The organism is Burkholderia sp. MSMB1826, from assembly GCF_001526325.1.
In the GTDB taxonomy this organism is placed as follows: Bacteria; Pseudomonadota; Gammaproteobacteria; order Burkholderiales; family Burkholderiaceae; genus Burkholderia.
The window spans coordinates 35,783-61,366 of record NZ_LOYN01000006.1; the positions used below are offsets into that span (position 1 = coordinate 35,783).

Genomic DNA, 25,584 nt, shown 5'->3' on the forward strand with positions numbered 1-25,584 from the left:
ATGTCGGGTTTTGTGGTGTCGGTACGTGCGTCACACGTGCGACGTCGCGCCGTCGAGCGCCGCGCGCACGCGTTCGACGCGCTGCGCGTCGATGGGCGCCAGCACTTCGCCGCGCGGTCGCACGCCCGAGCCGAAATGCACCGCGCGCACGCCGGTGGCGCGCACGAAATCGCCGACCGCCTCGATCGTGAGCCCCGAGCCGGCCAGCACCGTGCAGGTCGTGCCGGCCGCCTGCCGCACGAGCCGCGTGATCGTCGCGACCGCGTCGAGCACCGACGGATGGCCGCCCGACGTCAGCACCGACATGACGGCCGGCACGCGCAGCAGCGCGTCGAACGCGGCGTTCAGATCGCGCGCGACGTCGAACGCGCGGTGGAACGTGAGCGCGCGCCCGTCCGCGGCGGCCGCGATGCGGGCCAGCGCGCCGAGATCGACGTCGCCGCGCGCGTCGAGCGCGCCGAACACGACGCCGTTCGCGCCGGCGGCGACGGCCGCACGCACGTCGCGCTCGATCACGCGCAGGTCGTCGGCGTCATAGACGAACGAGCGGCTGTGCGGACGCACGATCACGTTGACCGGAATCGGCACGGCGGCCACGACGGCCTCGATCAGCCCGACGCTCGGCGTCAGCCCGCCTTCGGTGATCGCGGTCACGAGTTCGAGGCGGTCGGCGCCCGCGCGGGCGGCGACCTTCGCATCGCCGACGGTCGTGGCGATCACTTCGAGGAGGACGGAAGAAGCGGCGTGTCGGTTCATGGGCGGCCCGCGAATCGTCTGGACAATTCGCGCATCCTAGCCGAGCCGCGCGACGGACGCCAGCGTGCCGGCGGTTGCGTGCATTGGCCGCGTGCGTTGGTCGCGTGCGTCGGTCATATCTCGGTTGCGTACGTCAGCCGTGTACGTCGGCCGCGTATGTCGGTTACGTACGTCAGCCGCGTATTTCAGCCGCGCCGCACGAGCCAGATGCCGACGAGCGCGGACAACGCCGTCACCGCGGTACCCGGCATGAACCGGAACATGTGCGCGTCGAAGTACGCGCCCTGCTGCTGCATCACGTCGACGATCGCCGGTGTGAGCAGGAGCATCGTCCAGCCCACCATCCCGAGCGCGGTGGTCGCGGCCGCGACGAGCAGCACGATGCCCGCGCCGCGCGCACGCGGCCGGAATGCACCGGCAAACGCGCCCGCGAAGAGCAGCACGGCCGACACCGCGAACAGCACGGCGACGAATACGGCCGTCGCGCCCGTCTGCCCGACTTTCAGGAACGCGGCCATTTGCGCGGCAAGCACGCAGAAGCCGGCGATCGAGAACAGCACGATCGCCAGCGCGTTGCGCACGACGCTCACGCAACGGCCTGCCGGAAATACGCGGTCGCCGGGCGCCGAAACAGCAGGTAGACGAACAGCGCGAACAGCAGGACGCCCGGGATCAGCACCGCGAGCATCGACGCCGGCATGTTGATCAGCGAGAACGCGATGCCGAATACGAACGTCACGATATAGGCCTTGCGCGACCATTCGCGCCCCTTGAGGATCGCGATGCCGATCACGACGTTCGCGACCTCGATGATCATGCTGATGCCGAACGTCGCCCAGACGGGCAGCAGGTAGTGCGACATCAGCGCCTGGGTCGTCGGCATGCCGATCGAGAACGGCGTGTAGACGCAGGTGATCGCGTTGGTCACGATGATGATCCACGCGAGGATGGTCAGCGAAATCGGTCTTTTCATGGTGTTTTCCTTTTTATATTCGCCGCCATGGTGGCCCCCGGGACGGCGCGCGCACGGTCACGACGGCCGCGCTCGCGCCATTGTCGGGGAACCGCACGGCGAACGCAACGGACGTCCCCGCGCCGTCGCTCGCCGCATCCGGACCGCGTGCCGCTAGGCGGCCTGCTCGTCGTCGTCGCTCCAGTCGATATCGCCGCACAGCACGCGCTGCGCATCGCCGACGCGCACGGCCACCGACAGCGTCACGCACGGCTGCGCCTCGTTGATCGACAGGTACGGCCGCGTGACCTGCACGCGCCCCGGTTCGGCGATCGCCGAGCGGAAATACGGCCGGCGCAGCCAGTTCGCGCCCTGCGCGTCCGCCAGCGGCGAAAAGCGCGCCTCGGCCAGCGCGCGATCGGCGCGCAGTACGACGTTGCGGCCCGACTGCCGGCCCTGCGCGTCGAGCAGGAAGCAGCGCGCAGCCGCGTCGAGCGCGAGGAAGTTCCAGCACACCTCGTCGAGCGGCTCGCCGGCCTCGAGACGCTCGGCCGCCCGTTCGAACGCGCGCAGGTACGGCGCGAGCCGCTGCGTGTCGCGCCGCTCGCGCGCTTCGGTCTGCTGACGAAAGCGCTCGGTCAGCTCGCCGATGCAGCCGGTCGCGGTCGCGCTGTCGGGCAGCCCCGGCGCCGGCCGGCCGAAGTAGTAGCCTTGCACGAAATCGGCCTCGCACGACAGCGCGATCTGCGCTTCGTGCTCGGTCTCGATCCCTTCGACGAGCACCAGCTTGCCGGCCTCGTGCAACAGCGTCACGAGCCCGTGCAGGATCGCGGTGAGCCCCGTGCGATGTGCCGCGTGCGACAACATGATCCGGTCGAGCTTCACGATGTCCGGGTTCAGCTGCCAGATCCGCTCGAGGTTCGAATGGCCCGCGCCGAAATCGTCGAGCGCGATCAGGAAACCGTGCGTGCGGAACTCGCGCACGGCCTCCGCGAGCCGCTCGACGTCCTCCGCGCGCTGTTCGAGCACTTCGAGCACGATGCGCCGCGGCGGCATGCCGAGCCGCTTCAGGTTCGCGAGCAGCGCGGCCGCCTGGAACGAATCCGTGAGCACGCCCGGATGGACGTTGAGAAACAGCCACTCGCGCTCCGCGCCGAGCAACGCGAAGTTCTCCAGATGCAGCGCCTGCGCGAGCCGGTCGAGCTGCAGCAGCTCGCCGCGGCGAGCGGCTTCGCCGAACACGTCGAGCGGCGACACGGCGCGGTCGAGCGCATCGTGCGCGCGCAGCAGCGCCTCGTAGCCGACCGCACGCTGGTGCGACAGGCTGAATATCGGCTGGAATACGGTCGTGAGCGTCAGGTCGCGGTGCTGCGTCGCGAGCCGTTCTAAGCCGGAGCTCATCTCCCGCTCGAACCGGTACGGCGACGCGGCGGCCGGACGCTCCTGTTGCACGATCGTCATGCCCTTCTCCTGGTGATGCAGTCGAACGCGACGTCCGGCGAAACGGACGACGAACGGGACGGCGCGCGCAATGTCATGGTTGGACCCTCGGTTGCCCGGCTCGGGCCGGGCGGCTTGCTCACCTTCAAGCAAGCTCCGTGCAAGGTGCGCGGAACCCATGCGCCGCACGGCCGCGCCGGGCCGTCGCACCATCGTGGCGCAGCGCCGGCGCACCATTTTCGTGCGCACGCACCGGCCGCTCGAGCGCATCCGTCACGTCGGCACGCTACACTCCGTACGACCGTTTCATTCTGCCTCTCCGCCGTATCGATGGAAATCGTCTTCACAGTCCTGATCCTGCTGCTGACCGTCGCGCTGTCCGGCGCCGTCACGCGCCTCCTGCCGTTGCAACTGCCGCTGCCGCTGATGCAGATCGCGTTCGGCGCGATGCTCGCGTGGCCGAAGCTGAACCTGCACGTCACGTTCGACCCCGAAATCTTCATGCTGTTGTTCATTCCGCCGCTGCTGTTCGCGGACGGCTGGCGAATTCCCAAACGCGAGCTTTACCTGCAGCGCCGCGCGATCCTGATGCTCGCGTTCGGGCTCGTGTTCATGACGGTACTCGCAGTCGGCTACTTCGCGCATTGGCTGATTCCCGAGTTGCCGCTGCCGATCGCGTTCGCGCTCGCGGCGGTGCTGTCGCCGACCGATGCGGTCGCGCTGTCCGGCATCGCAGGCAAGGGGCGCATTCCGCCGCAACTGATGCACATCCTCGAAGGCGAGGCGCTGATGAACGACGCGTCGGGCCTCGTCGCGCTGAAGTTCGCGATCGCGGCCGCGCTGACCGGCGTGTTCTCGCTGCGCGCCGCATCGGTCACGTTCGTGATCGTCGCGGCCGGCGGGCTCGCGACGGGCGCGCTCGTCGCGTGGCTGTTCAGCGCGCTGTCGACGCGCTTCCTGAATGCCGAGCAGGAGGGCGATCCGGCCCCCGGCATCGTGATGACGCTGCTGGTGCCGTTCGCGGCCTACCTGTTCGCCGAGCACCTCGACCTGTCGGGCGTGCTCGCGGCCGTGTCGGCCGGGATGATGATGAACTACACGAGCTTCTCGCGTAAAAGCACCGTCGCGTCGCGCGTGCGCGCCGAAAGCACGTGGGCGATGATCGAGTTCGTGTTCAACGGCATGGTGTTCATCATGCTCGGGCTGCAGTTGCCGCACATCATCGGCCGCGCGCTCGTCGACGCGCACCATACGAGCGACGCGCTGGTCGGCCGCATGATCTTCAACGTGTGCGCGATGATGCTCGCGCTGTATGCGATCCGCTTCCTGTGGGTGTGGCTGCTGCGCTGGTTCGCGAGCCGCCGCGCCGCGCGCCACGGCCTCGCCGGCACGATGGCCGGCGTGCGCACGATCGCGGTGATGACGGTCGGCGGCGTGCGCGGCGCGGTCACGCTCGCCGGCGTGCTGTCGATCCCGGTCGCGCTGTCCGACGGCGCGCCGCTGCCGGGCCGCGACACCGCGGTCTTCATCGCATCGGCCGTGATCCTGGGCTCGCTGATCGTCGCGGTGATCGGCCTGCCGCTGCTGCTGCGCGGCGTGCGCTCGACGCGCAACCCGCTCGGCGACGAGGAGCGCCTCGCACGCTCGGCCGCCGCGCAGGCCGCGATCCGCGCGGTCGATTCGTCGCACGACGCGATCTCGGCCGATCTCGACGAATCGGGCGCGGCACGCTGCGCGGACATCTCCGCACGCGTGATGGACCAGTACCGCCGCCGGCTGGCCGCGCTGGCCGAAGACGGCCCCACGCCGCGCGCGCAAGCGCAGCAGGCCGAAACGATGGAGCTGCAGATGCGGATCGCGGCCGTGCGCGCGGAACGCTCGGCGCTGTATCGGCTGCGCAGCGACAGCAAGATTTCCGACGAGACGCTGACGAAACTGCTTCGCGAGATCGACCTGTCCGAAACCGCGCTGTCGACGCGCAAGAAAGGCATTCTCTGAGCGACCGGCCGCGGCCTGCGCGCCGCCGCCCGCGGGCATGAAAAAACGGCGACGCATCGGCGTCGCCGTTCTCGCCTCCGCTCGCGATCGCGTTACTTCGCGACGACGACCGGAATCCCCTTCAGCATCCCCGCGCCCTTCATCTCGTCGAGCGCGTGCTGCACGGCCGCGCTCGTCGCCGCGTCGATACCGAGCTGCAACGCGAGCTCGCGTTCCGCGCGCTTCACGCCGGCGAGGTTGCGCACCTTCACGTGGCCGAAGCCGCGCACGCGCGCGTGCAGGTCGGCCAGTTGCACGACCTGCGCCGCATTGCCGGGCGTCATCGCGGCGAACGCACGCGCGAGCGTGGTCTCGTAGTCGTCGGCCAGCGCGCGCTCCATCCTGCGCTCGACCGTGCGGCCGAACGGATCGAGCCACGTGCCGCGCAGGCTGCGCACGCGCGCCAGCATGCCGAGCACCGGCCACATCCACTGGCCGAACACGCGCTTCTTCGGCGTGCCGCCGTCGCTGCCGGCCTTCGCGACCGTCGGCGGCGCCAGGTTGAACTTCACGCGGTACGCGTGGCCCGGCACGCCTTCGAACTGCGCTTCGAGCGCCGTGCGGAACGCGTCGTCCGTGTACAGCCGCGCGACTTCGTATTCGTCCTTCACCGCGAGCAGCCGGTAGAACGTCGTCGCGACCGCGCGCGTGAGCGCGTCGTCGCCCTTCGCGCGCGCCGCGTTCACCAGCGCACGGTAGCGCTCGACGTAGCGCGCGCCGCCGTATGCGTCGAGGCGCGCTTCGCGATCGGCGATCAGCTCGGCGAGCGTCTCCGGCGCGGCGTGGGCGGCCACCGCATGTCGCGCGTTCCACAACGCGTCGAGGCCCGCCGCGTCGCCGGCCGCCATCCGGCCGATCGAGAACGCGAGCTTGTTCATCGGCACCGCGACGTTGTTCAGCTCGATCGCGCGCATCATCGCGGCGAGCGACACCGGTACGAGACCGAGCTGCCACGCGTAGCCGAGCATCAGGATGTTCGCGCCGATCGAATCGCCGAGGAACTTCGCGGCGAGCGCCTGGGCGTCGCAGCTCGACAGGTAGCCGTCGCCGGCCGCGTGGCGCATCTTCTCGAGCAGCGCATCCGCGTGCAGGTTCGCGTCGGGGTTCTGCACGAACGACGCATTCGGGATCCGGTGCGTGTTGACGACGATTCGCGAACGCGCGTGACGCACCGTCTGCAGCGCTTCGGCGCTCGCGCCGACGACCATGTCGCACGCGAGCAGCACGTCGGCCTGCTGGGTGTCGATGCGCACCTGGTTCAGCCAGCGGTCGCTGGACGCGATCCGCACGAACGACAGCACCGAGCCGCCCTTCTGCGCGAAGCCCATGAAGTCGAGCACCGAGGCGCTCTTGCCTTCGAGGTGCGCGGCCATGCTGATCAGCGCGCCGACCGTCACGACGCCGGTGCCGCCGACGCCCGTCACGAGCATGTCGAACGGCGCCGCGTCGAGATGCGTCGCCGGCACCGGCAACGCGTCGACGCGCGCGGCGAGCGCCGCTTCGTCGAATGCGGCGCCGGCCGCCTTCTTCAGCGCCGCGCCTTCGACCGTCACGAAGCTCGGGCAGAAGCCGTTCACGCACGAATAGTCCTTGTTGCACGACGACTGGTCGATGCGGCGCTTGCGGCCGAGCGGCGTTTCGAGCGGCTCGACCGACAGGCAGTTCGACTGCACGCCGCAATCGCCGCAGCCTTCGCACACCGCGTCGTTGATGAACAGGCGCTTGTCCGGGTCGGGGAATTCGCCTTTCTTGCGGCGGCGGCGCTTCTCGGCCGCGCAGGTCTGGTCGTAGATCAGCACGGTGACGCCCGGCGTCTCGCGCAATTCGCGCTGCACCGCGTCGAGTTCGCTGCGGTGATGGAACGTCGTGCCGGCCGGGAACTGCCCGTGATGGCCGTCGTACTTCTGCGGCTCGTCGGACACCACGACGAAGCGCGACACGCCTTCGGCCTCGACCTGCCGCGCGATCTGCGGCACCGAGATGCTGCCGTCGACCGGCTGGCCGCCCGTCATCGCGACCGCGTCGTTGTAGAGGATCTTGTACGTGATGTTCGCTTTCGCGGCGACCGCCTGGCGGATCGCGAGGATGCCCGAGTGGAAGTAGGTGCCGTCGCCGAGGTTCTGGAACACGTGCTTCGTGTTCGTGAACATCGCGTGCGCGGCCCAGTCGACGCCCTCGCCGCCCATCTGGATCAGCCCGGTCGTGTCGCGTTCCATCCACGACGCCATGAAGTGGCAGCCGATGCCGGCCTGCGCGATCGAGCCTTCCGGCACCTTCGTCGACGTGTTGTGCGGGCAGCCCGAGCAGAAGTACGGCGTGCGCTTCACCGCATCGGCCTCGTTCGACAGGATCTGCGGCGCGACGAGATCGACGACGCGCTCGCGGCGGTCGAGCGCCGGCTTGTGCCGTGCGAGCCAGTCGGCGAACACCGGCAGGATGCGCGACGGACGCAGTTCGCCGAGCTCGGACAGCAGGCACGCGCCGGCCGCGTCGTGCTTGCCGAGCACGCGCGGGCGCGCGCCTTCGGCACGGTTGTACAGGTAGTCCTTGATCTGCTGCTCGATGACGGGGCCCTTCTCCTCGATCACCAGCACTTCGGCGAGCCCGTCGACGAAGGTCTCGAGCCGCGTCATTTCGAGCGGATACGACAGGCCGACCTTGTAGATCCGCACGCCGGCCGCGTCGAGATCGGCGACCGTCAGGTCGAGGCGGCGCAGCGCTTCCATCAGGTCGAGGTGCGCCTTGCCGCAGGTGACGATCCCGACGTTCGCGTGCGCGCTCGGCGCGATCCACTTGTCGATGCTGTTGACGCGCGCGAAGTGGCGGACCGCGTCGAGCTTCGCCGCGAGGCGCGCCTCGATCGTGAGGCTCGGCAGGTCAGGCCAGCGGTTGTGCAGGCCGCCCGCGGGCGGCGTGAATCCTGCCGGCGCCGGCCAGCGCGTCTGCAACGCATCGAGGTCGACGGTCGAGCCCGACTCGACCGTTTCCGAGATCGCCTTGAAGCCGACCCACGCGCCCGAATAGCGCGACAACGCCCAGCCGTACAGGCCGAATTCGAGCATGTCGGCGATGTTCGACGGGTTCACGACCGGCATGTGCCACGCCATCATCGCGAAGTCGCTCTGGTGCGGCATCGACGACGACACGCAGCCATGGTCGTCGCCCGCGACGACCAGCACGCCGCCGTGCGGCGACGAACCGTACGCGTTGCCGTGCTTCAGCGCGTCGCCCGCGCGATCGACGCCCGGGCCCTTGCCGTACCACATCGCATACACGCCCTCGACCGTGCGCTCGGGGTCGGCCTCGACCCGCTGCGTGCCGAGCACGGCCGTGCCGCCGAGTTCCTCGTTGATCGCGGGCAGGAAGCGCACGCCGCTCGCGTCGAGCAGTTTCTTCGCCTTCCACAGCTGCTGATCGACCATGCCGAGCGGCGAGCCGCGGTAGCCGCTGACGAAGCCGGCTGTGTTCAGCCCCTGCTCGACGTCGGCCGCGCGCTGCATCAGCAGCAGGCGGATCAGCGCCTGCGTGCCGGTCAGGAAGATCCGGCCGCGCGTCGCGGTCAGGTTGTCGGTCAGGCGGTAGTCGGACAGGGCAGGCGTGCCGTCGACGGGCAGGCGGGCGGTCATGGGGGGAGTCTCCGGATTGTGCTGTTCTGGGCCGTGCGCGGCGGGCGTCGGATGACGCGCCGGTGCCGGCAGCGAATGGCTCTATTTTTTCGCGCGCAGCCGAGAATGTTTTTCCTCATCTTGCTCGGACCGGCGCGCGGGGAGAAAAACTGCGCAGCTTTTGGCCGACATTTGAGAGAGTTTTCGCGCGGGCGGCAAGAGCGCGGTGGGTGATGCGTCGGCGGCGGTCGACGCTCGGGCGGAAAAGCCGGCGCAGGTCGCAAGGGTCGCCGCCCGACCGGCGATCGGCGCGCGAACCCTGCCCGACAAGGGTTTCGGCGGCATAGGCCGTCGCCCTCACCATTGAAATGCACAGCGTTCCGAGTGGCCGGAAGCGACGGATGTCCACAACGCCGCCCCCTTCGGCCGATCGGGTTCGCGCGCTCACCGTTCGATTGCACAGCATTTCGAGTGGCGTCGAAGCCGGGATGTCCACATCCGGAATCGACATGCGGGACGTTCGGGCAACGGCGCTCACCGTTGAAATTCACAGCTTGGCGATTGGGTCGCGGCGATGGATATCCACATCGGAAATCGCGGGGTTTCGTCGGTCCTCTGCTTGCGCTCACCGCTCGAATACACAGCGTCGAGCGTGGGTTTGGAGGGCGAATGTCCTCGCCGGATCCCGCATGCCGCGCGATTGCCGGATCGCACTCACCGTTGAAATACACAGCGCTTCGAGTGCTTGACCGGGACGGATGCTCCCGCCTGAACACGCAGGCCACGCGATTGCCGACGCACTCTCACCATTGATATACACAGGGGTTTGACTGACTGTGGTGGCAGTTGTCCATGTGCGGATCCACGTTGCCTCCCGGCCATCCGCGCACCCTCACCGTTGAAAACCACAGCGCTTCGAGTGATCGACCGGGCCGGATGCCCTCGCTTGAACACGCAGGCCATGCGATTGCCGACGCACTCTCACCATTGATATACACAGGGACTCAACTGGCTGTGGTGGCGGTTGTCCACGTGCGGATCCACGTTGCCTCCTGGCCATCCGGGCACTCTCACCGTTGAAAACCACAGCGTCTCGAGTGATGGAGTGGGCCGGACGTCCTCGCCTGAACACGCAGGCCATGCGATTGCCGACTCACTCTCACCGTTGATATACACAGGGACTCGACTGGCTGCGGTGGCAGTTGTCCACGTGCGGATCCGCGTTGCCTCCCGGCCATCCGGGCACTCTCACCGTTGAAAACCACAGCGCTTCGAGTGGTGGAGTGAGCCGGATATCCACATGGACGAGCGTTCTCCGATCGATAACCGCAGCCCGTCTCGAAGGACGCCGACGACCGGTATTCCATACTGGATGCGGCTCATCACGCAATCAGGCACCGATGCTCACCGTCGAGATACACAGTGCCCAGAGTCGTTTCGGTGGACGGATATCCACACGACAATGCGCGTAGCCGTTGCTCGCAATCTGGCTCCTCGGCCTGACAGGAACATTGCTTCGCGTGGCGTCGGCGGTCGAACGGCCGCATCCTGAAGGACGACGCGCCGATCGCGGGCTCACGCTCACCATTGAATTGCACAGCGCGCAGCGTCGCTGGAGCAAGCGGACAAGCGCGTCGAAATCCGCGCGTTGCGTACCACGCCGCGGCGCTCACCGTTAGAATGCACAGCCGTTCGATAGGGGCCGGAGCCGGATATCGACATCGCCCGGCCCGCATGCCCGGGGGCGGATACGCGCGCCATCGGCTAGAATGCGCGTCGCCCCGCACCGCGACACTGGCTCGAAACCCGCGCCGGTGCAGGCGCGCAGCCGGATCGGTCGCGGCACTCACCATTGAATTTCACAGCATTTCGCTTCGTCCGGACGCGAGTTGTCCACACCCCGCTTCATGTCTTGCGCAGCATCCGGTCATCCTCACCGGTGAAAACCACAGGGCGCCGAGTCGTTTCGACGCGCGGATATCCACAACCCGGGGCGCGACCGGATCTTCATCTGCCGGTCGACGGACGCCTTGACGCACGAAATTCCGGAAAAGCCGCAAAGGCTTGTCCGGACGGCCTCGACGGCACACTCACCGTTCGATTGCACAGCGTTTCGAGTGGCTTTGGCGGCGTGTTGTCCACATCCCGTCGACGCGGCTTCGTCGCGCCGGCACGCCCGGGCGACGTTATTCCGCGATCGACCGGATGACCTTCGCCGGATTGCCGCCGACCAGCGTATTGGGCGGCACGTCCCGGGTGACGACGGCCGCGGCCGCGACGACCGCGTTCTCGCCGATCGTCACGCCGCCGATGATCGTCGCCCCCGCGCCGATCCACACGTTCCGCCCGATCACGATCGGCTTCGCGACCACGCCGTCGCGTCGCCGCGACGGCTCGACCGGATGACCGGACGTGATGAGGCTGACGTTCGGGCCGATCATCACGTCGTCGCCGATCTCGAGTCCGCCCAGGTCGTAGAACGTGCAGTTCTGGTTGACGAACACGTTGCGCCCGAGCTTCATGCCGGCGCCGCCCGTCGCATGGAACGGCGGGATCAGCACGAAACCGTCGTCCACCTGCGTGCCGATCAGTTCGCCGAACAATGCGCGCACGTCCGCCGCATCGTCGAACGTCAGGCGGTTGAGCCGCGCGGTGATCGCCATCGCCCGTTTGATCTCGGCCACCATGGCCGCCGATTCGGGTGTCCTGCGCGGAATGATCGTGGTGCGATCGTCGTTTGCCATGCGTGACGGGTCTCCATTAGGTGCGGGGTTTGCGCGATGCGTCGGCGATCGCGGGCAAGCGGCCGATTGCGTTGCCGCGTGCGCGGAGGCAGCGGATTGGGCCCGGCACATTGTAGTGATGCCGCTTTTTCGCCGGGGTTTTCTGAAGGCTCCGTGAATAACTAGTTTCTGTATAACTAGTTATTCACGGAGCCCTTGTCCCATAAGGTTTCATCGCGTCTTCCGCCCTTTACCGCATGCAACCGACTCGAACGCCCCTAGCCGGGCGCCCCTAGCCGGGCGCCCCTGTCCCAACCTCCCGCGCTCGGGTACGCTTGAGCCTCCACCGGATCGACACCTGCACCCAAACGCGGAGGCGCGATGAAGCTCTACTACTGGCCGAAGACCCGGGCATTCCGGGCGCTGTGGATGCTCGAGGAAATCGGTGTGGTGTACGAACTCGTGCCGGTCGATCTGCGCTCGCACGAACAGGGCAGCGATGCGTTCGTGCAGGTCAACCCGATGGCCAAGCTGCCCGCGCTCGACGACGGCGGCGCCCCGTTCGCCGAATCGGGCGCCGTGCTGCTCTATCTCGCCGATCGCTGCCCCGCTGCCGGCCTCGGCATCGCCCCCGACGATCCGCTGCGCGGCCGTTTCCTCCAGTGGATGTTCTTCACGCCGACCTGCCTCGAACCGGCGATGGCCGAGAAATTCACCGGCGCGTCGGGCAATCCGGTCGCGTTCGGCTGGGGCAACATCGCGCGCGTGCAGCGTGCCCTCGCGCAAGCGCTCGCCCACAGTCGCTGGCTCGTCGGCGAGCGCTTCACCGCGGCCGACCTGCTGCTCGCGAGCACGCTGAAGATCGCGTTCGACGCGCATCTGCTGCCGCATGAAGGCGTGCTCGGCGACTACGTCGCGCGCGCCGAGGACCGCGACGCGTTCCGCCGCGCGGTCGCGATCGAACGGCGCGAAGCGGCGCGTCTGCTGCACGCGTGACGCGCACCGGGGCGGCGCCCCGCCGCCGTCGATCACGTCTGCGCGGCCGGCCCCGGCGGCGACGCGTCCGCGTCGATCGCCACGCCCGGCGAACCGCGCGCGTCCGTGTCGACGTCGATCGGCACGACGTCGTGAAAATGCGTGTAATCGATGTGCGTGATGCCGTCCTCGTCGTGCATCAGGTCGACATAGCGGTGGCGCCAGCGGATCTCGCCATGCGCCCATGCATGACGCGCCTGCATGACCTGCGCGGTGGTCTCGTCCGAGCCCTCGATCGTGATCAACAGTTGCGCGTCGCGCGCGGCGAGCGATTCGGGCGTCTCGCCGAACAGCGCGCTCGACTCGTCGATCACGTGCATCAGGTTCCAGCCGAGCAGGAAGATCGGATGCTCGTTGCGCACGAGCGGCAGGTCGTGAATCTTGCGCAGCGAATAGCCCTCGTGCGTGCCTTCGACGCGCATCAGCCGCAGCTTCGCCTGCGCCTCGGCAATCACATTCTGGCGGGCATTCGCGGCGCGCACCATCAGCGTCATCCGGCCGTTCAGCGGCCGCACGATCGCGTAGCGCGCGAACAGGATCTTCGCCTGCGGCCGCGAAAACCGCGCGAACACGAGCCCCGTGGCCAGCGCGATGCCCGACATCCCGACGAAGATCTCGAACGTCGCGACGAGGTGCGCATAAACCGTCTGCGGATGCATGTCGCCGTAGCCGACGGTCGCGAGCGTCTCGACGCTGAAGAAGAACGCGCCGCCGAAGCCGGCCGGCGACTGGTTCGCGATCGGCGCATGGCCGAGCAGGTAGAGCGTCGCGAAGCCGCCGTTGAGCAGCAGGAACAGCACCGCGAGCGACAGGAAGAACACGGGCCAGCTCACCGTCAGCGCGCGGTGATAGAAATCGCGCCAGCCGAGCGGCGGCATCCCGTACGCGATCACCGGGCGGGTGCCCGACCAGATCTTGCGGCCACGGCCGCGGGAGGCTGGGGAGGACGAATCGACGTTCATCGCGCGGCGCCGGTTGCAGGGAGGCGATGAGCGTAGCACGCGCGGCAGCGGCCGGGAATGCGGGGCGATTCGGAACGGCAACCCGCCGCGCAGCCGCGAAAAAAACCGGCCGCACGAGCGGCCGGCTGGGTCGTCGTGCGGGCTCGCGCGCGGCGCCCGCCGCGATCACTTCCGGTCGACGATCACCTGGTCGAACGTGCCGCCGTCGGCGAAATGGGTCTTCTGCGCGTTCGCCCAGCTGCCGAAGACCTGCTCGACGCTGAACGTCTTCAGCGGCTTGAACTCGGCCGCATGTTTCTTCAGCACGGCCGCGTCGCGCGGGCGCAGATGGTGCTGCGCGATGATCTCCTGCGCTTGCGGCGTGTACAGGTAGTCGAGATACGCCTGCGCGACCTTGCGCGTGCCTTTCTTGTCGACCACCTTGTCGACGACGGCGACGGGCGGCTCCGCGAGGATGCTCGCCGACGGATACACGGCGTCGAACTGCGCGCCCGACGCGCCCGTGTCCATCAGCGCGACCTCGTTCTCGAACGTGACGAGCACGTCGCCGATGCCGCGCTGCGTGAACGTCGTCGTCGCGCCGCGGCCGCCCGAATCGAGCACCGGCACGTTGCGGAAGATCGCCTTCTCGAAGTCGAGCGCCTGCTGGTCGGTCGCACCCTTCTGCTTCTGGAAGCCCCAGGCGGCGAGATACGCATAGCGGCCGTTGCCCGACGTCTTCGGGTTCGCGATGATCACCTGGACGCCCGGCTTCGCGAGATCGCTCCAGTCCTTGATCGCCTTCGGGTTGCCCTTGCGCACGAGGAACACCATCGTCGTCGAGTACGGCGAACTGTTGTCCGGGAAGCGCGCGCGCCAGTCCTTCGGCAGCAACTGGCCGCGCTCGGCGAGCAGGTCGATGTCGTTCGGCTGGTTCATCGTCACGACGTCGGCCTGCAGCCCCTGCAGCACCGACAGCGCCTGCGCGCTCGACGCGCCGTGCGACTGCTTGATCGTGACCGTCTCGCCGGTCTTCTGCTTGTAGGCGGCGGCAAAGCTCGTGTTGATGTCCTTGTAGAGCTCGCGCGTCACGTCGTACGACACGTTCAGGATCGACGTGTCCGCCTGCGCGGCCGTCGCCGCCACGACCAGCGCCGCCGCGCCCGTGTGCAGCCAGCGGCCGATCCCCTTGATGCTTGCCATCGTGATATGCCCCGTTTCCAGTGGTGGTGAATGTGCGTGACCGCACGCGTACGCGCCGTCATCGAAACGTAAGCGGGCATTCTAGCGGCCGGGCGCAGCGCGCCTTCCAATCAGTCGTGAAAAGCAAATCTCGAATCCTGCTAAACGACGGCCGGGGCTCGCGCGCCCTGCCGCCCCGGTGTTAAGATCGCCGCTCAGCCCACTCACGGTTCATCCATGTCCGCTACCCTGCGCTCGCCCTCGATCCTCGCCGCCGTCGCGGCAGGTGCGCGCGCGGCCGGGCTGAAACTGAAAAAACGACTCCTCGACTGACGGGGACGTCGCGTCCCGTCAGGCGAATGCCGGACGGGATGCCCGCAGGTCGTTTCATTCTCCTTGCACGCACGCCTCGCTCCGGCCCCCCGCCGGCGGAACGGTTCCTTCCCACTCCGTTTCCACCATGAGGCTTTGCATGAACACACGTTTCGAAGGTATCTGGCTGCCGATCATCACGCCGTTCCACCACGGCGAGGTCGATCACGCGGCGCTCGCGCGGCTCGCACGCCGTTATGCGGCCGCCGGCATCGCGGGCTTCGTCGCGGGCGCGACGACCGGCGAAGGCGTGCTGCTCGACGCGCGCGAACAGGACGCGGTATTCGCGACGCTGCGCGACGCGGCGCCCGCGCTGCCGATCGTCGTCGGGCTGACCGCGAGCGCGACGCATTTCGCGGCCGCCCGCGCGCGGGAGCTCGCGGCGCTGCGCCCCGACGGGCTGCTCGTCACGCCGCCCGTCTACGTGCGGCCGACGCAGGACGGCATCCGCCGCCATGTGGAGGCGATCGTCGACGCGGCCGACCTGCCCGTGCTCGTCTACAACATCCCGTACCGCACCGGCGTGAACGTCGAACTGGACACGCTGCAGGCGCTCGCCCGCGATCCGCGCGTCGCGGGCATCAAGGAATGCGGCGGCACGCTCGACCGGATGAGCCGGCTCGTGCACGACACGCCGCTCGCGATCCTGTCCGGCGACGACAACCAGAACTTCGCGGCGATGTGCGCAGGCGCGCACGGCGCGATCGCGAGCAGCGCGCACGTGCTGCCCGAATGGCATGTGCGGATTCATGCGTGGCTGCGCGACGGGCGGCTCGCCGACGCGCGGCGCCTGTCGGTCGCGCTGCAGCCGCTCGTCGCGGCGCTGTTCGCGGAACCGAACCCGGCGCCGGTGAAGGCCGTGCTCGCCGCGCAAGGGTGGTGCGAGGACGGGTTGCGGCTGCCGTTCGTGCCGGCGAGCGACGGGTTGCGGGAGAGGCTGGGCAGGCTCCGTGCGGCGCTCGAGGAAATCGAACCGCACGCTGCGGCTGTATGAACGGCCGGTCATGCATCGGGGGCCGGCGACCGCCGGCTTCCCGCCTGGCAGATTGTTTCAGACTGTCAGAACCACAGACATGCCGTACCGGGCGAGATGCCCATCGGCAGCGACGAGCCGCAAGGGTTCATGCTGGGCCTGCGCAACGAGCAGCCGATCGAACGGGTCGCGATGATGGCTCGGCAAGTTGCGTACGGCCGCCCCGTGTACGGCCCGGACCGGCAGTTCGCGGAACCCGCTCGCCCGAAGCACGCGAACTAGCCGATCCACGTCGACATCGAGCTTCCCCAAGCCGGCCTTGATCGCGGCTTCCCAGATACTCGCGCTGCTGACGAACCGCTCGTCGGCATCCGCGATCAGCCTGCGTGCTCGGGCGCTGAGCTTCGGGTCATCGGTCACGCTCCACAAGAAGATGTGCGTATCGAGCAGCAACCGCATCAGCGCCCTTCGAAAGCAGCCAGCACATCGTCGGGCAGCGGTGCGTCGAAGTCGTCCGCAATCCGAACCTGACCTTGCAGGAGGCCGAACCGAACGGGCCGTTTGACGGATACGGACCGATCCCCGGATGCTGGCGGGTTCGAGATCGCGGTTTCCTTGCCGGAAATCGAAACGTCGACTTGTTGCGATGGATCGGCCGTGGTGCCAGGGATATTTGCGCGTTGCATGATGACCTCCGCTTTGGATGCCACCACTGTATTCAAGTCGGCCCGAACGATCCATTCAGCCGAATGGGGGATGCCTGCCGGATCTCGGCGGCTCGTCACGCCGCGAGCGCTACGCCGCCCTCCTCCGTCGCGCCCCGCACCGCCTGCGTCACGATCCGTGCAAGCCGGTCGACCGTCGGGGTCGCCGACGACGTGCGCCGCAGCAGGATCAGCGGCAAGCTCGGCAGCGCCGGCAGCCCGCACGACGCGGCATCGAGCACGCGCACCGAAGCCGGCAACCCGTAATGCGAGCGCACCGTCAGCCCGAGCCCCGCCGCCGCGGCCGCCCATAGCCCGGCCAGGCTCGGCGTCGTGAACGCGACGCGCCACGGCACGCCGGCACGATCGAGCGCATCGGTCGCCGCGCCGAAGAACCGGCACGGCCGGTCGAACACGACAAGCGGCAACGGCTCGTCCGTCGCCCGCACCGCACGGCCGCCGGTTTCGTCGACGCCGCCTTCCCCACCCGCGTCCCCCCCGCCATCCGGCACACCGAAACCACCGCCCGCCGCCGCGCCGATCCACTGCATCGGCACCTGCGCGATCGCTTCGCCGTCGATCCCCGCCCGCGACACGAGCGCCGCCGACGCCGGATCGCCCCACACGAGCGCCAGATCGAGCTGGTTCGCATCGAGCCGGTCGAGCAGATCGGCGTTGCGCGCCACGCGCGCCTCGATCTTCACCTTCGGATGCGCACGCGCGAACCGCCCGAGCACGTCCGGCAGGATCGCCTCGCCGAAATCCTCCTGCAGCCCGACGCGTACCCAGCCGTCGAGCTTCACGCCGCGCACGGCCGCGGCCGCCTCGTCGTTCAGCTCGATCATCCGCCGCGCGTAGCGCAGCATCGCGTCGCCGGCATCGGTCAGCGCGAGCCCGCGCCCCGCTTTCACGAACAGCGGCGTGCCGGCCTGCTCCTCGAGCTTGCGGATCTGCGCGCTCACCGCCGACGACGAGCGCGCGACACGGTCCGCCGCCTTCGCGAAACTGCCGAGATCCACGCCCGCGACGAGGCTGCGCAGCGCCGCGATGTCGAAGTTGGGCCGCGCCAGTGCGGCATCGGCCAACGCGAGCGGCTCGCCGCCGTCGCGCGGAATGTCTTGTCCGGGCATCTCAATCATCCTGTTTCATCGAACGATTCATCCAAAACTTTCCGATTTTCAGGATGAATGTAGGCCGCCAGACTGTGCACGTCAACCTCGAACCGGGCCTGCCGTCATGGATACCTCGTGCATCGCTTCCCCCTCTTCGCCCGCCCGCGACGTGCGCGGGCCGGCCCATCGCTGGCGCGTGCTGGCCGCCGGCGTCGCCGCCAACATGAGCTTTTCGGCCGCCGCGGCCGGCATTCCGACCACGGCCGTGTGGATACGCGCCGCCTACCATCTGGACAACGGCGCACTCGGCCTCGTGCTCGGCGCGCTCGGCTTCGGCGTCGCGCTGTCCGAGCTGCCGTGGGGCATCGCCGCCGACCGCTTCGGCGACCGCCGCGTGCTGCTGACCGGGCTCGTCGCGACGGCCGCGATGCTCGCGCTGATGGTGGGCACGATCGTCCCGACCGCGCACGCGGCGCCGCCGCTGATGCGCGTCGTCGCGGCGATGGCCTGCGTCGGCCTGCTCGGCGGCAGCGTGAACGGTTCGAGCGGGCGCGCGGTGATGCGCTGGTTCGGCGAGCGCGAACGCGGGCTCGCGATGAGCATCCGCCAGACGGCCGTGCCGCTCGGTGGCGGCCTCGGCGCGGCGCTGCTGCCGTCGCTTGCATCGCACGCGGGATTCGCTGCGGTCTATGGCGCGCTGATGCTGCTGTGCGCGGGATCGGCCGCGCTCACGTGGCGCTGGTTGCACGAGCCGCCCGACGTGCCCCGTGTCGCGCAACCGGTCTTCGCGCAGGCGACCCCGACGCAGTCGCGCCTCATGCAGGCGGCCCACGGACAGTCGGCGCCGTCGCAGTCCGCCGCGCAATCGCCTGCGCATCCATCCGCGCGCCCCGCGCGCAACCCGCTCGCGAGCGGGCCCGTGTGGCGCATCGTGCTCGGCATCGGCCTGCTGTGCGCGCCGCAATTCGCGGTGCTCACGTTCGCGACGGTGTTCCTGCACGACTTCGGCCGGCTCGGTCTTGCCGGCATCAGCGCGGCGATGGTCGCGCTGCAGCTCGGCGCGATGACGATGCGCGTCTGGAGCGGCCGCCATACCGACCGGCACGGCAACCGGCGCGCGTACCTGCGCGGTTCCGTGCTCGTCGCGGCCGGGTCGTTCGCGCTGCTCGCGGCGGCGACGGCCGGCAGCCCGCATGTGCCGCTCGCCGCGATCGTCGCGATTCTCGTGTTCGCCGGCATCTGCGTGTCGGCATGGCACGGCGTCGCGTACACGGAGCTGGCGACGCTCGCGGGCGCGAACCACGCGGGCACCGCGCTCGGGATGGCGAACACGATCGTCTATCTCGGGCTGTTCGCGACGCCGCTCGCGATTCCGCCGCTGCTCGCCGCGAGTTCGTGGAGCGTGGTGTGGCTCGCGGCGGCGTTGATCGCGGGCGCGACCTATCCGCTGTTCGCGGCGAGATAGCCGCCGCCCGTTCCGCGCGGGCAGCGCGGCGCGGATCCCTGCGCCCGCGCCCCCGTCAGACCGCCTCGCGCGCCAGCGCACGCCGCGCGGCCGGCCGTTCGGCCTCGCGCTGCGCATGGGCAGTCCATGCGGGATGTCGCGTCATGTCGAGCCCGATCGCGACGCCCCAGCGATACAGCACGAGCAGGAACGGATCGACGATCGAATGCGCGCCCGGTTCGGCCCACGTGCGGCCGTCGGCCAGCAGGGCTTCGATCGACGCGTTCGCGGCCTCGATCGTGCTGCGTCCCTGCGCGCTGATCGCGCCGTGCAGCGCCGGATCGTCGATGAAGCGGCCCGGCCGCCACAGCGCGCCGTAGCCGACGCCATGCACCCAGCCGACCAGCCAGGCGAGCCATTCGTGGCAGCGCGCCTCGCGCAGCGGATCGCCGAGTGGCAGCAATTGCGCATCCGGGTAACGGCGCGCGAGATACGTGAGGATCGCCGGCGTTTCGGTCAGCACACGCGGTTCGCCCGGAATCGCGAGCACGGGCACGCGCGCCTTCGCGTTGATCGCGAGGTAGCGCGCTTCGAGGTTCTGCCGCTCCTTCACCGAGACGATCTCGATGTCGAACGGCGCGCCGGTTTCCTCCAGCGCGATGTGGGCGGCGAGCGAGCAGGCGCCCGGCGAAAGATAGAGACGATAGGCGTTCATGGTGGTATGGCCCGACGGGGCTGTGGAAGACGGAGCCGAGTGTAGGAACGCGTGCCGATGCGCGGCAAACGATGAATTGTCGTGCTCGGACATTAGTGTTACTAATACCCGCATGCGACGCATCCACCTTCCTCCGCTGCAGACGCTGCGCGCGTTCGAGACCGCCGTACGGCTGCAGAGCTTCACGCGCGCGGCCGACGAGCTCGCGCTCACGCAGGGCGCGGTCAGCCAGCACATCCGCGCGCTCGAGGCGCAGCTCGGCTATCCGCTTTTCACGCGCGAGCGCAACGGCGCGACGCCGACGCACGCCGCGCATGCGCTCGCGCTGCAGGTGCGCCAGGGCCTGAGCGTGCTCGAACGCGCGTTCGAGCCGACGCTCGCGGTGCGCCGCCGCCCGCGCACCTGCGACGTGACGTTGAACGTGAGCGTGCTGCCGAGCGTCGCCGAGCGCTGGCTCGCGCCGCGCCTGCCGCGCTTCGCGGCCGCGCATCCGCACATCTCGATCGCGCTGCATCCGGACGTGGCGCTCGCGCCGCTGCGCAAGCGCGACCGCATCGACGTCGCGCTGCGCTACGGGCCGGGCACGTGGCCCGGCGTCGTCGCCGAGAAGCTGATGAACGAGACGATCTTTCCGGTCGCGAGCCCCGCCTACCGCAATCGCGACGGCATCGTGCCGCGCACGCCGGCCGACCTCGTGCGCGCGACGCTGCTGCGCCATCCCGCGCAGCCGTGGGAACCGTGGTTCCAGGCCGCGCGGCTCGACCTCACTGAATCCGCGCGCGCGCCGCGCTTCACCGATGCGAACGCGTTGATCGATGCCGCGCTGAAGGGGCGCGGCGTCGCGCTCGCGCGCCGCTCGCTGATCGAGCCCGAGCTCGCGGCCGGCACGCTCGTGCGCGTATCGACGGTGCGCATCACCGACGTGTACGCGCACTACGTCGTGTGGCGCCCCGGCCATCCTCGCGAAGCGGCGATCCGCACCTGGCTCGACTGGCTGCGCAGCGAAGTGCGGCGCAGGACGCCGCGACGCTGACGCCGCCTGCCGGCACGCTCACGCGCGCGTCGGCGGCACGACCTTGTCGAGCGTGATCGGGAGATCGCGCACCCGCACGCCGGTCGCGTGATAGACCGCATTCGCGATCGCGGCCGGCACGCCGGTGATGCCGATCTCGCCGATGCCGCGAATGCCGAGCGGATTGAAATGCGTGTCGCTTTCGTCGACGAAACTCACGTCGAGCTCGCCGATGTCCGCGTTCACGGGGACGTGATATTCGGCGAGATTCGCGTTCGTGAAGCGGCCGTGCCGCACGTCGAGATGCGAGCCCTCCTCGAGCGCGGTGCCGAGCCCCCACACCATCCCGCCGATCAACTGGCTGCGCGCCGTCTTCGCGTTGAGCACGCTGCCGACGCTGTAGACGCCGACGATGCGCGGTACGCGAAGCGTGCCGAGCGCGGCATCGACGTGCACTTCGGCAAACACCGCGCCGAACGAATGGGACGCATAGCGCGACTTCTCGTCGCCCGGCTTCGTCGTCGCCTGCGCGTCGATCGGCCGGCCGCCGGCGCGCGCGATCACCGCCGCGGCCGGGTCGCGTCGCGACGGGTCGCCGCGCTGCACGACCCAGCCGTCGTCGATCGTCACGTCGTCGGCCGCGGCGCCGTGCAGCGGCGACCCCGGATCGGCGATCGCCAGCGCAATCAGTTTGGCGCGCGCCTGCCGCGCGGCCTCGCGCACGGCAGGCGCCACGCTCGCCGCCGACTGCGAGCCGCCCGACACCGGCGCGCGCGGCAGGGTGGAATCGCCGAGCACGAAGCGCACGTTCTGCGGCGCGAAGCCGAGCGCGTCGGCCGCGACCTGCGTCATCACCGTGTAGGTGCCGGTGCCGATGTCCTGCGTGCCCGACGCGACTTCGGCCGTGCCGTCCGGCAAGATGCGCGCACGCGCGGACGCTTCGCTGCGGTTGGCCGGATAGGTGGCGGCCGCCATCCCGAGGCCGATCAGCATGTGGCCGTCTCGCATCGTGCGCGGCGCGCCGGTGCGGCGCGACCAGCCGAAGCGCCGCGCGCCGACCTCGTAGCACTCGCGCAGCTTGTTGCTCGACCATGGCTTGCCGTCCTGCGGATCGACCTGCGCGTAATTCGCGAGCCGCAGCGCGACCGGGTCCATGCCGAGCCGCCACGCGAGCTCGTCCATCGCCGATTCCAGCGCGAACGAGCCGGACGCCTCGCCGGGTGCGCGCATGAACGTCGGCGTGCCGACGTTCAGCGACACGATCCGGTGCGTGGTCGCCTGGTTCGGCACCGCGTACATGATCCGCGCAGGCATCCCGCACATTTCCGTCCAGTCCTCGAACGTCGACGTCGTGACGATCGAGTCGTGACGCATCGCGGTCAACGTTCCGTCCCGGCGTGCGGCCAGCACGACGCGCTGTTCGGTGAGCGGCCGACCGCCGACCGGGCCGAACATCTGCGGCCGCGTCAGCGCAAGGCGAACCGGGCGCCCCGCCTGCTTCGCGGCCATCGCGCACAACGACACGTGCGACCACGACGAACCCTTGCAGCCGAAGCCGCCGCCGAGGAACGGCGAAATCACGCGCACCTGTTCCGGCGCGAGGCCGAACACGGCGGCCACCGCCGCGCTCGCGCCCGACACGCCCTGCGTCGCATCGTGCAGCGTGAGCGTCGGGCCGTCCCAGTGCGCCATCGTCGCGTGCGGCTCGATCGGGTTGTGGTGCTGCATCGGCGTCGTATAGGTGGCGTCGATGCGCACCGCGCCTTCGCGCAGGCCGGCATCGACGTCGCCGCGTTGCGTGTCCATCGGGCGCCCCTGCTGCTTCGGCGGCACGCGCGCGCCGCGCTTCGCCTGCGCGAAATCGAGCGCGGCATCGTTCGCGCGATAGCGCACGCGCACGGCATCCGCGGCGTCGGTCGCCTGCTCGAGCGTTTCGGCGACGACGACCGCGACGGGCTCGTTGCCGTAGCGCACGGTGTCGTCCTGCAGCAGCGTGAGCCGGCGCCCGGCGGGCGGCGACAGCGGCGGCCGGCCGCCGTTGGGTAGCCGCATCGCGTTCTCGTGCGTGATCACGATCAGCACGCCCGGCATCGCGCGGGCGCGCGCCGCATCGATCGATTCGATGCGACCGCTCGCGATCGTGCTCGTCACGAGCACCGCATGCGCGAGCCGCGCATCGGGAAACTCGGCCGCGTAGCGCGCGCCGCCCGTCACCTTGAGCACGCCGTCGACCCGGTCGAGCGGCTGTCCCGTCACCGTGTTCATGCAGCACCTCCCGTCGGCGCGGCGGCCGTTTCGACCGCACGGACGATCGCCCGCTGCGCGAGCGCGACCTTGAATCCATTGCCGTCGAGCGGTCGCGCATCGCGCAACGCCAGCGCGGCCGCCTCGCGCAGCGTCGCGTCGGTCGGTGTGCGGCCCGCGAGATGCGCTTCCGCCTCCATCGCACGCAACGGCTTGTGCGCGACGCCGCCGAGCGCGATCCGCGCGTCGGCGACGCGCGGGCCGTCCATCCGCAGGGCCGCCGCGACCGACACCAGCGCGAACGCGTAGCTCGCGCGGTCCCGCACTTTCAGATAGTGCGCATGGTCGGCGAAGCGCGGCGGCGGCAAGTCGACCGCGGTGATCAGCTCGCCCGCTTCGAGCGTCGTGTCGAGATCGGGCCGATCGCCCGGCAGCCGGTGAAACGATGCGATCGGGATCTGCCGTGCGCCGCGCGGGCCGCTCACCTGCACGACGGCGTCGAGCGCGGCGAGCGCGACGCTCATGTCCGACGGGTTCACCGCCACGCACTGCGGGCTCGCGCCGAGGATCGCGTGCATCCGGTTGTGGCCGCCGATCGCCGCGCAGCCGCTGCCCGGCTCGCGCTTGTTGCACTGCGCGAACGCGGGATCGTAGAAATACGGGCAGCGCGTGCGCTGCATCAGGTTGCCGCCGACGGTCGCCATGTTGCGCAATTGCGCGGACGCGCCGGCGAGCAGCGCCTGCGACAGCAGCGGATAGTCGGCGCGGATGCGCGGATGATCGGCCGCATCGCTGTTGCGCACGAGCGCCCCGATGCGCACCCCGCCGCCGGGCAGCGCCTCGACCGTATCGAGGCCCGCGATGCGCGTGATGTCGATGAGCGCGACGGGTCGCGCGACGCCGCCCTTCATCAGGTCCAGCAGGTTCGTGCCGCCGCCGATGAACGTCGCGCCGGGCCGTTGCGCCGCGCGCACGGCGCCGGCGACGTCGGTCGCGCGTTCGTAGGAGATCGCTTCCATGACGCTGCCCTCCGTCGGCTAGCCGTGCGCCGCATGCGCGGCGCGCACGGCGGCGACGATGTTCGGGTACGCGCCGCAGCGGCACAGGTTGCCGCTCATGCGCTCGCGGATCTCGTCGTCCGACAGGCCCGCGGGCGGGCGCCGCACGTCGTCGCTGGCGGCGCTGCCGGCGCCCGCCGCGAACTCGTCGAGCAGCGCGGTCGCCGAGCAGAGCTGGCCGGACGTGCAGTAGCCGCACTGGAATGCATCGCACTCGACGAACGCGCGCTGCACCGGGCTCAGCACGCCGTCGCGCGCCAGCCCTTCGACGGTCGTGATCCGCTCGCCTTCGTGCATCACCGCGAGCGTCAGGCATGCGTTGATGCGCCGCCCGTCGACGAGCACCGTGCACGCGCCGCACTGCCCGCGATCGCAGCCCTTTTTCGTGCCCGTGAGCCCGGCGTATTCGCGCAGTGCGTCGAGCAGCGTGACGCGCGGTTCGAGCTGCAGCGTGTACGCCCGCCCGTTGATGTCGAGATGCACGGGCTGCGCCGGCACCGTATCGCGGCTGGGCGCAGCCGGTGCGGATACCGCCCGCGGCGGCTGCGCGTGAACGTACGGGGCGGCGCCGACGGTCGCTGCCGCCGCCGCGGATTGCAGGAAGCGCCGCCGTGCGGCGCTGGACGGCGTATCGTGCGGCAACGGCGGCACCGCCGAACGACCGGGCCCGAGCGGCGACGGGGCGGCGTCGCGTGCCGGTTCGGCAGGCGGAGAATCGGATCGATCGCTGGACATGGCTTCTGCTCGCTCCATGGTTGATGGACGCAGATGGGCCGCCCGCGCCCGGATGGCAGCGCGGTCGGCATGCGCATCGGCAACGAGCAATTCCGGTGCCGCGAACCCGCGGAGCGCCGCGCCGATGCACGGTGCCGGCGCCGGTCCGCGGCGCGCACGCGCGACGGCCCGCCCGCGTCGCCGGCAAGCGCGCCTACATGACGCCACGCTGGCGCGCGGCTGGCCGTTCGCTGACGAAGCGGCAATAACGACCGGTTTTTTGGGCGTGAGCGGCCGCACGTCGGTCGCAAGTTGCCGGGAGCATGCGCGATGCCGCGCATGACGCCCGCGTCGCCGTGGCCGGATCGCGGCGACGCGCACCGTGTAAATGCGCACAGCATCCGCGGCCGCTGGAAAATTCCGCCACGCGTGCCGGCGGATCGCCGCGAGGGCATTCGGTCAGCCTGACGAAAACATGTCGCGATCGCGCCCCGCCCGCCAACGATTCACCGAAACGTCGCATCGCGGCGGCATACTCGAAAACGTTTCCCGATCAGCCTGCCAG

At 69.8% G+C, this 25,584-nt stretch carries 21 protein-coding genes; 5 read left to right on the top strand and 16 right to left on the bottom strand.

Annotation, left to right across the window (positions count from 1 at the left end):
* Nucleotides 1-30: 30 nt before the first annotated feature.
* The 4 genes from WS95_RS01730 to WS95_RS01745 all read right to left on the bottom strand — a co-directional run bounded on the left by WS95_RS01730 (nucleotide 31) and on the right by WS95_RS01745 (nucleotide 3,169).
* Nucleotides 31-756: a copper homeostasis protein CutC gene (locus WS95_RS01730; protein ID WP_059821962.1), complete on the bottom strand. Its 726-nt coding sequence runs from the start codon at nucleotides 754-756 to the stop codon at nucleotides 31-33.
* A gap of 185 nt (nucleotides 757-941) precedes the next feature.
* The gene (locus WS95_RS01735) at nucleotides 942-1,346 is read right to left on the bottom strand and encodes a hypothetical protein (RefSeq protein ID WP_059821964.1); all 405 of its coding nucleotides are present in this window, start codon (nucleotides 1,344-1,346) and stop codon (nucleotides 942-944) included.
* On the bottom strand, nucleotides 1,343-1,729 hold the full coding sequence (locus tag WS95_RS01740) for a hypothetical protein (protein ID WP_059785345.1): 387 nt from the start codon (nucleotides 1,727-1,729) through the stop codon (nucleotides 1,343-1,345). The genes WS95_RS01735 and WS95_RS01740 overlap by 4 nt, the downstream gene beginning before the upstream one ends.
* Before the next feature lie 153 nt (nucleotides 1,730-1,882).
* Nucleotides 1,883-3,169 (bottom strand): sensor domain-containing phosphodiesterase, encoded by a 1,287-nt coding sequence (locus tag WS95_RS01745; protein WP_059785349.1) that lies wholly within the window; start codon nucleotides 3,167-3,169, stop codon nucleotides 1,883-1,885.
* Nucleotides 3,170-3,478: 309 nt separating this feature from the next.
* Between WS95_RS01745 and WS95_RS01750 the strand changes: the two genes are divergently transcribed.
* Nucleotides 3,479-5,146: a Na+/H+ antiporter gene (locus tag WS95_RS01750; protein WP_034208531.1), complete on the top strand. Its 1,668-nt coding sequence runs from the start codon at nucleotides 3,479-3,481 to the stop codon at nucleotides 5,144-5,146.
* A gap of 92 nt (nucleotides 5,147-5,238) precedes the next feature.
* Here the strand turns inward: WS95_RS01750 and WS95_RS01755 are convergent, their stop codons facing one another.
* The 3 genes from WS95_RS01755 to WS95_RS01760 all read right to left on the bottom strand — a co-directional run bounded on the left by WS95_RS01755 (nucleotide 5,239) and on the right by WS95_RS01760 (nucleotide 11,534).
* Nucleotides 5,239-8,811, bottom strand: a complete 3,573-nt coding sequence (locus WS95_RS01755; protein ID WP_059821965.1) for an indolepyruvate ferredoxin oxidoreductase family protein — start codon at nucleotides 8,809-8,811, stop codon at nucleotides 5,239-5,241.
* A 115-nt stretch (nucleotides 8,812-8,926) separates the two neighbouring features.
* Nucleotides 8,927-9,301, bottom strand: coding sequence for a hypothetical protein (locus WS95_RS34570; protein WP_156444419.1), 375 nt, complete (start codon nucleotides 9,299-9,301; stop codon nucleotides 8,927-8,929).
* A 1,675-nt stretch (nucleotides 9,302-10,976) separates the two neighbouring features.
* Nucleotides 10,977-11,534 carry a DapH/DapD/GlmU-related protein gene (locus WS95_RS01760; RefSeq protein WP_059821967.1) on the bottom strand — a complete coding sequence of 186 codons (558 nt, stop codon included), beginning with the start codon at nucleotides 11,532-11,534 and terminating at the stop codon, nucleotides 10,977-10,979.
* 360 nt (nucleotides 11,535-11,894) lie between these two features.
* Between WS95_RS01760 and WS95_RS01765 the strand changes: the two genes are divergently transcribed.
* Nucleotides 11,895-12,509 (top strand): glutathione S-transferase family protein, encoded by a 615-nt coding sequence (locus WS95_RS01765; protein WP_034208533.1) that lies wholly within the window; start codon nucleotides 11,895-11,897, stop codon nucleotides 12,507-12,509.
* 32 nt (nucleotides 12,510-12,541) lie between these two features.
* Here WS95_RS01765 and WS95_RS01770 read toward each other — a convergent pair whose 3' ends face one another.
* On the bottom strand, nucleotides 12,542-13,510 hold the full coding sequence (locus tag WS95_RS01770) for an ion channel (protein WP_034208534.1): 969 nt from the start codon (nucleotides 13,508-13,510) through the stop codon (nucleotides 12,542-12,544).
* A gap of 165 nt (nucleotides 13,511-13,675) precedes the next feature.
* The gene (locus tag WS95_RS01775) at nucleotides 13,676-14,692 is read right to left on the bottom strand and encodes a sulfate ABC transporter substrate-binding protein (protein ID WP_059785366.1); all 1,017 of its coding nucleotides are present in this window, start codon (nucleotides 14,690-14,692) and stop codon (nucleotides 13,676-13,678) included.
* A gap of 451 nt (nucleotides 14,693-15,143) precedes the next feature.
* On the opposite strand from WS95_RS01775, the gene dapA reads away from it, so the two are divergent.
* Nucleotides 15,144-16,037 (top strand): 4-hydroxy-tetrahydrodipicolinate synthase, encoded by an 894-nt coding sequence (gene dapA / locus WS95_RS01780; RefSeq protein ID WP_059821969.1) that lies wholly within the window; start codon nucleotides 15,144-15,146, stop codon nucleotides 16,035-16,037.
* A gap of 57 nt (nucleotides 16,038-16,094) precedes the next feature.
* Here dapA and WS95_RS01785 read toward each other — a convergent pair whose 3' ends face one another.
* From WS95_RS01785 to WS95_RS01790, 3 genes are all read right to left on the bottom strand, one after another.
* Entirely contained in the window at nucleotides 16,095-16,475 is a 381-nt protein-coding gene (locus tag WS95_RS01785; protein WP_059821971.1) for a type II toxin-antitoxin system VapC family toxin, read from the bottom strand.
* A complete protein-coding gene (locus WS95_RS32540; RefSeq protein ID WP_034208538.1) occupies nucleotides 16,475-16,702 on the bottom strand; it encodes a hypothetical protein in 228 nt (75 codons plus the stop codon). The genes WS95_RS01785 and WS95_RS32540 overlap by 1 nt, the downstream gene beginning before the upstream one ends.
* A gap of 95 nt (nucleotides 16,703-16,797) precedes the next feature.
* Nucleotides 16,798-17,850: a LysR substrate-binding domain-containing protein gene (locus WS95_RS01790; RefSeq protein ID WP_059821973.1), complete on the bottom strand. Its 1,053-nt coding sequence runs from the start codon at nucleotides 17,848-17,850 to the stop codon at nucleotides 16,798-16,800.
* A 106-nt stretch (nucleotides 17,851-17,956) separates the two neighbouring features.
* On the opposite strand from WS95_RS01790, the gene WS95_RS01795 reads away from it, so the two are divergent.
* Complete coding sequence (locus WS95_RS01795; protein WP_059821975.1) at nucleotides 17,957-19,297, top strand: MFS transporter; 1,341 nt, start codon at nucleotides 17,957-17,959, stop codon at nucleotides 19,295-19,297.
* A gap of 55 nt (nucleotides 19,298-19,352) precedes the next feature.
* On the opposite strand, the gene WS95_RS01800 is transcribed toward WS95_RS01795, so the two are convergent.
* Nucleotides 19,353-19,991, bottom strand: a complete 639-nt coding sequence (locus tag WS95_RS01800; protein WP_034208541.1) for a glutathione S-transferase family protein — start codon at nucleotides 19,989-19,991, stop codon at nucleotides 19,353-19,355.
* 112 nt (nucleotides 19,992-20,103) lie between these two features.
* On the opposite strand from WS95_RS01800, the gene WS95_RS01805 reads away from it, so the two are divergent.
* On the top strand, nucleotides 20,104-21,024 hold the full coding sequence (locus tag WS95_RS01805; RefSeq protein ID WP_059821977.1) for a LysR substrate-binding domain-containing protein: 921 nt from the start codon (nucleotides 20,104-20,106) through the stop codon (nucleotides 21,022-21,024).
* 18 nt (nucleotides 21,025-21,042) lie between these two features.
* Here the strand turns inward: WS95_RS01805 and WS95_RS01810 are convergent, their stop codons facing one another.
* The 3 genes from WS95_RS01810 to WS95_RS01820 are packed head-to-tail and all read right to left on the bottom strand — an operon-like array spanning nucleotide 21,043 to nucleotide 25,040.
* Nucleotides 21,043-23,268, bottom strand: a complete 2,226-nt coding sequence (locus WS95_RS01810) for a xanthine dehydrogenase family protein molybdopterin-binding subunit (RefSeq protein WP_059821979.1) — start codon at nucleotides 23,266-23,268, stop codon at nucleotides 21,043-21,045.
* Nucleotides 23,265-24,266: an FAD binding domain-containing protein gene (locus WS95_RS01815; RefSeq protein ID WP_059785383.1), complete on the bottom strand. Its 1,002-nt coding sequence runs from the start codon at nucleotides 24,264-24,266 to the stop codon at nucleotides 23,265-23,267. Before WS95_RS01815 ends, WS95_RS01810 begins: the two co-directional genes overlap by 4 nt.
* Before the next feature lie 18 nt (nucleotides 24,267-24,284).
* Entirely contained in the window at nucleotides 24,285-25,040 is a 756-nt protein-coding gene (locus WS95_RS01820; RefSeq protein WP_059821981.1) for a (2Fe-2S)-binding protein, read from the bottom strand.
* Nucleotides 25,041-25,584: the final 544 nt, after the last annotated feature.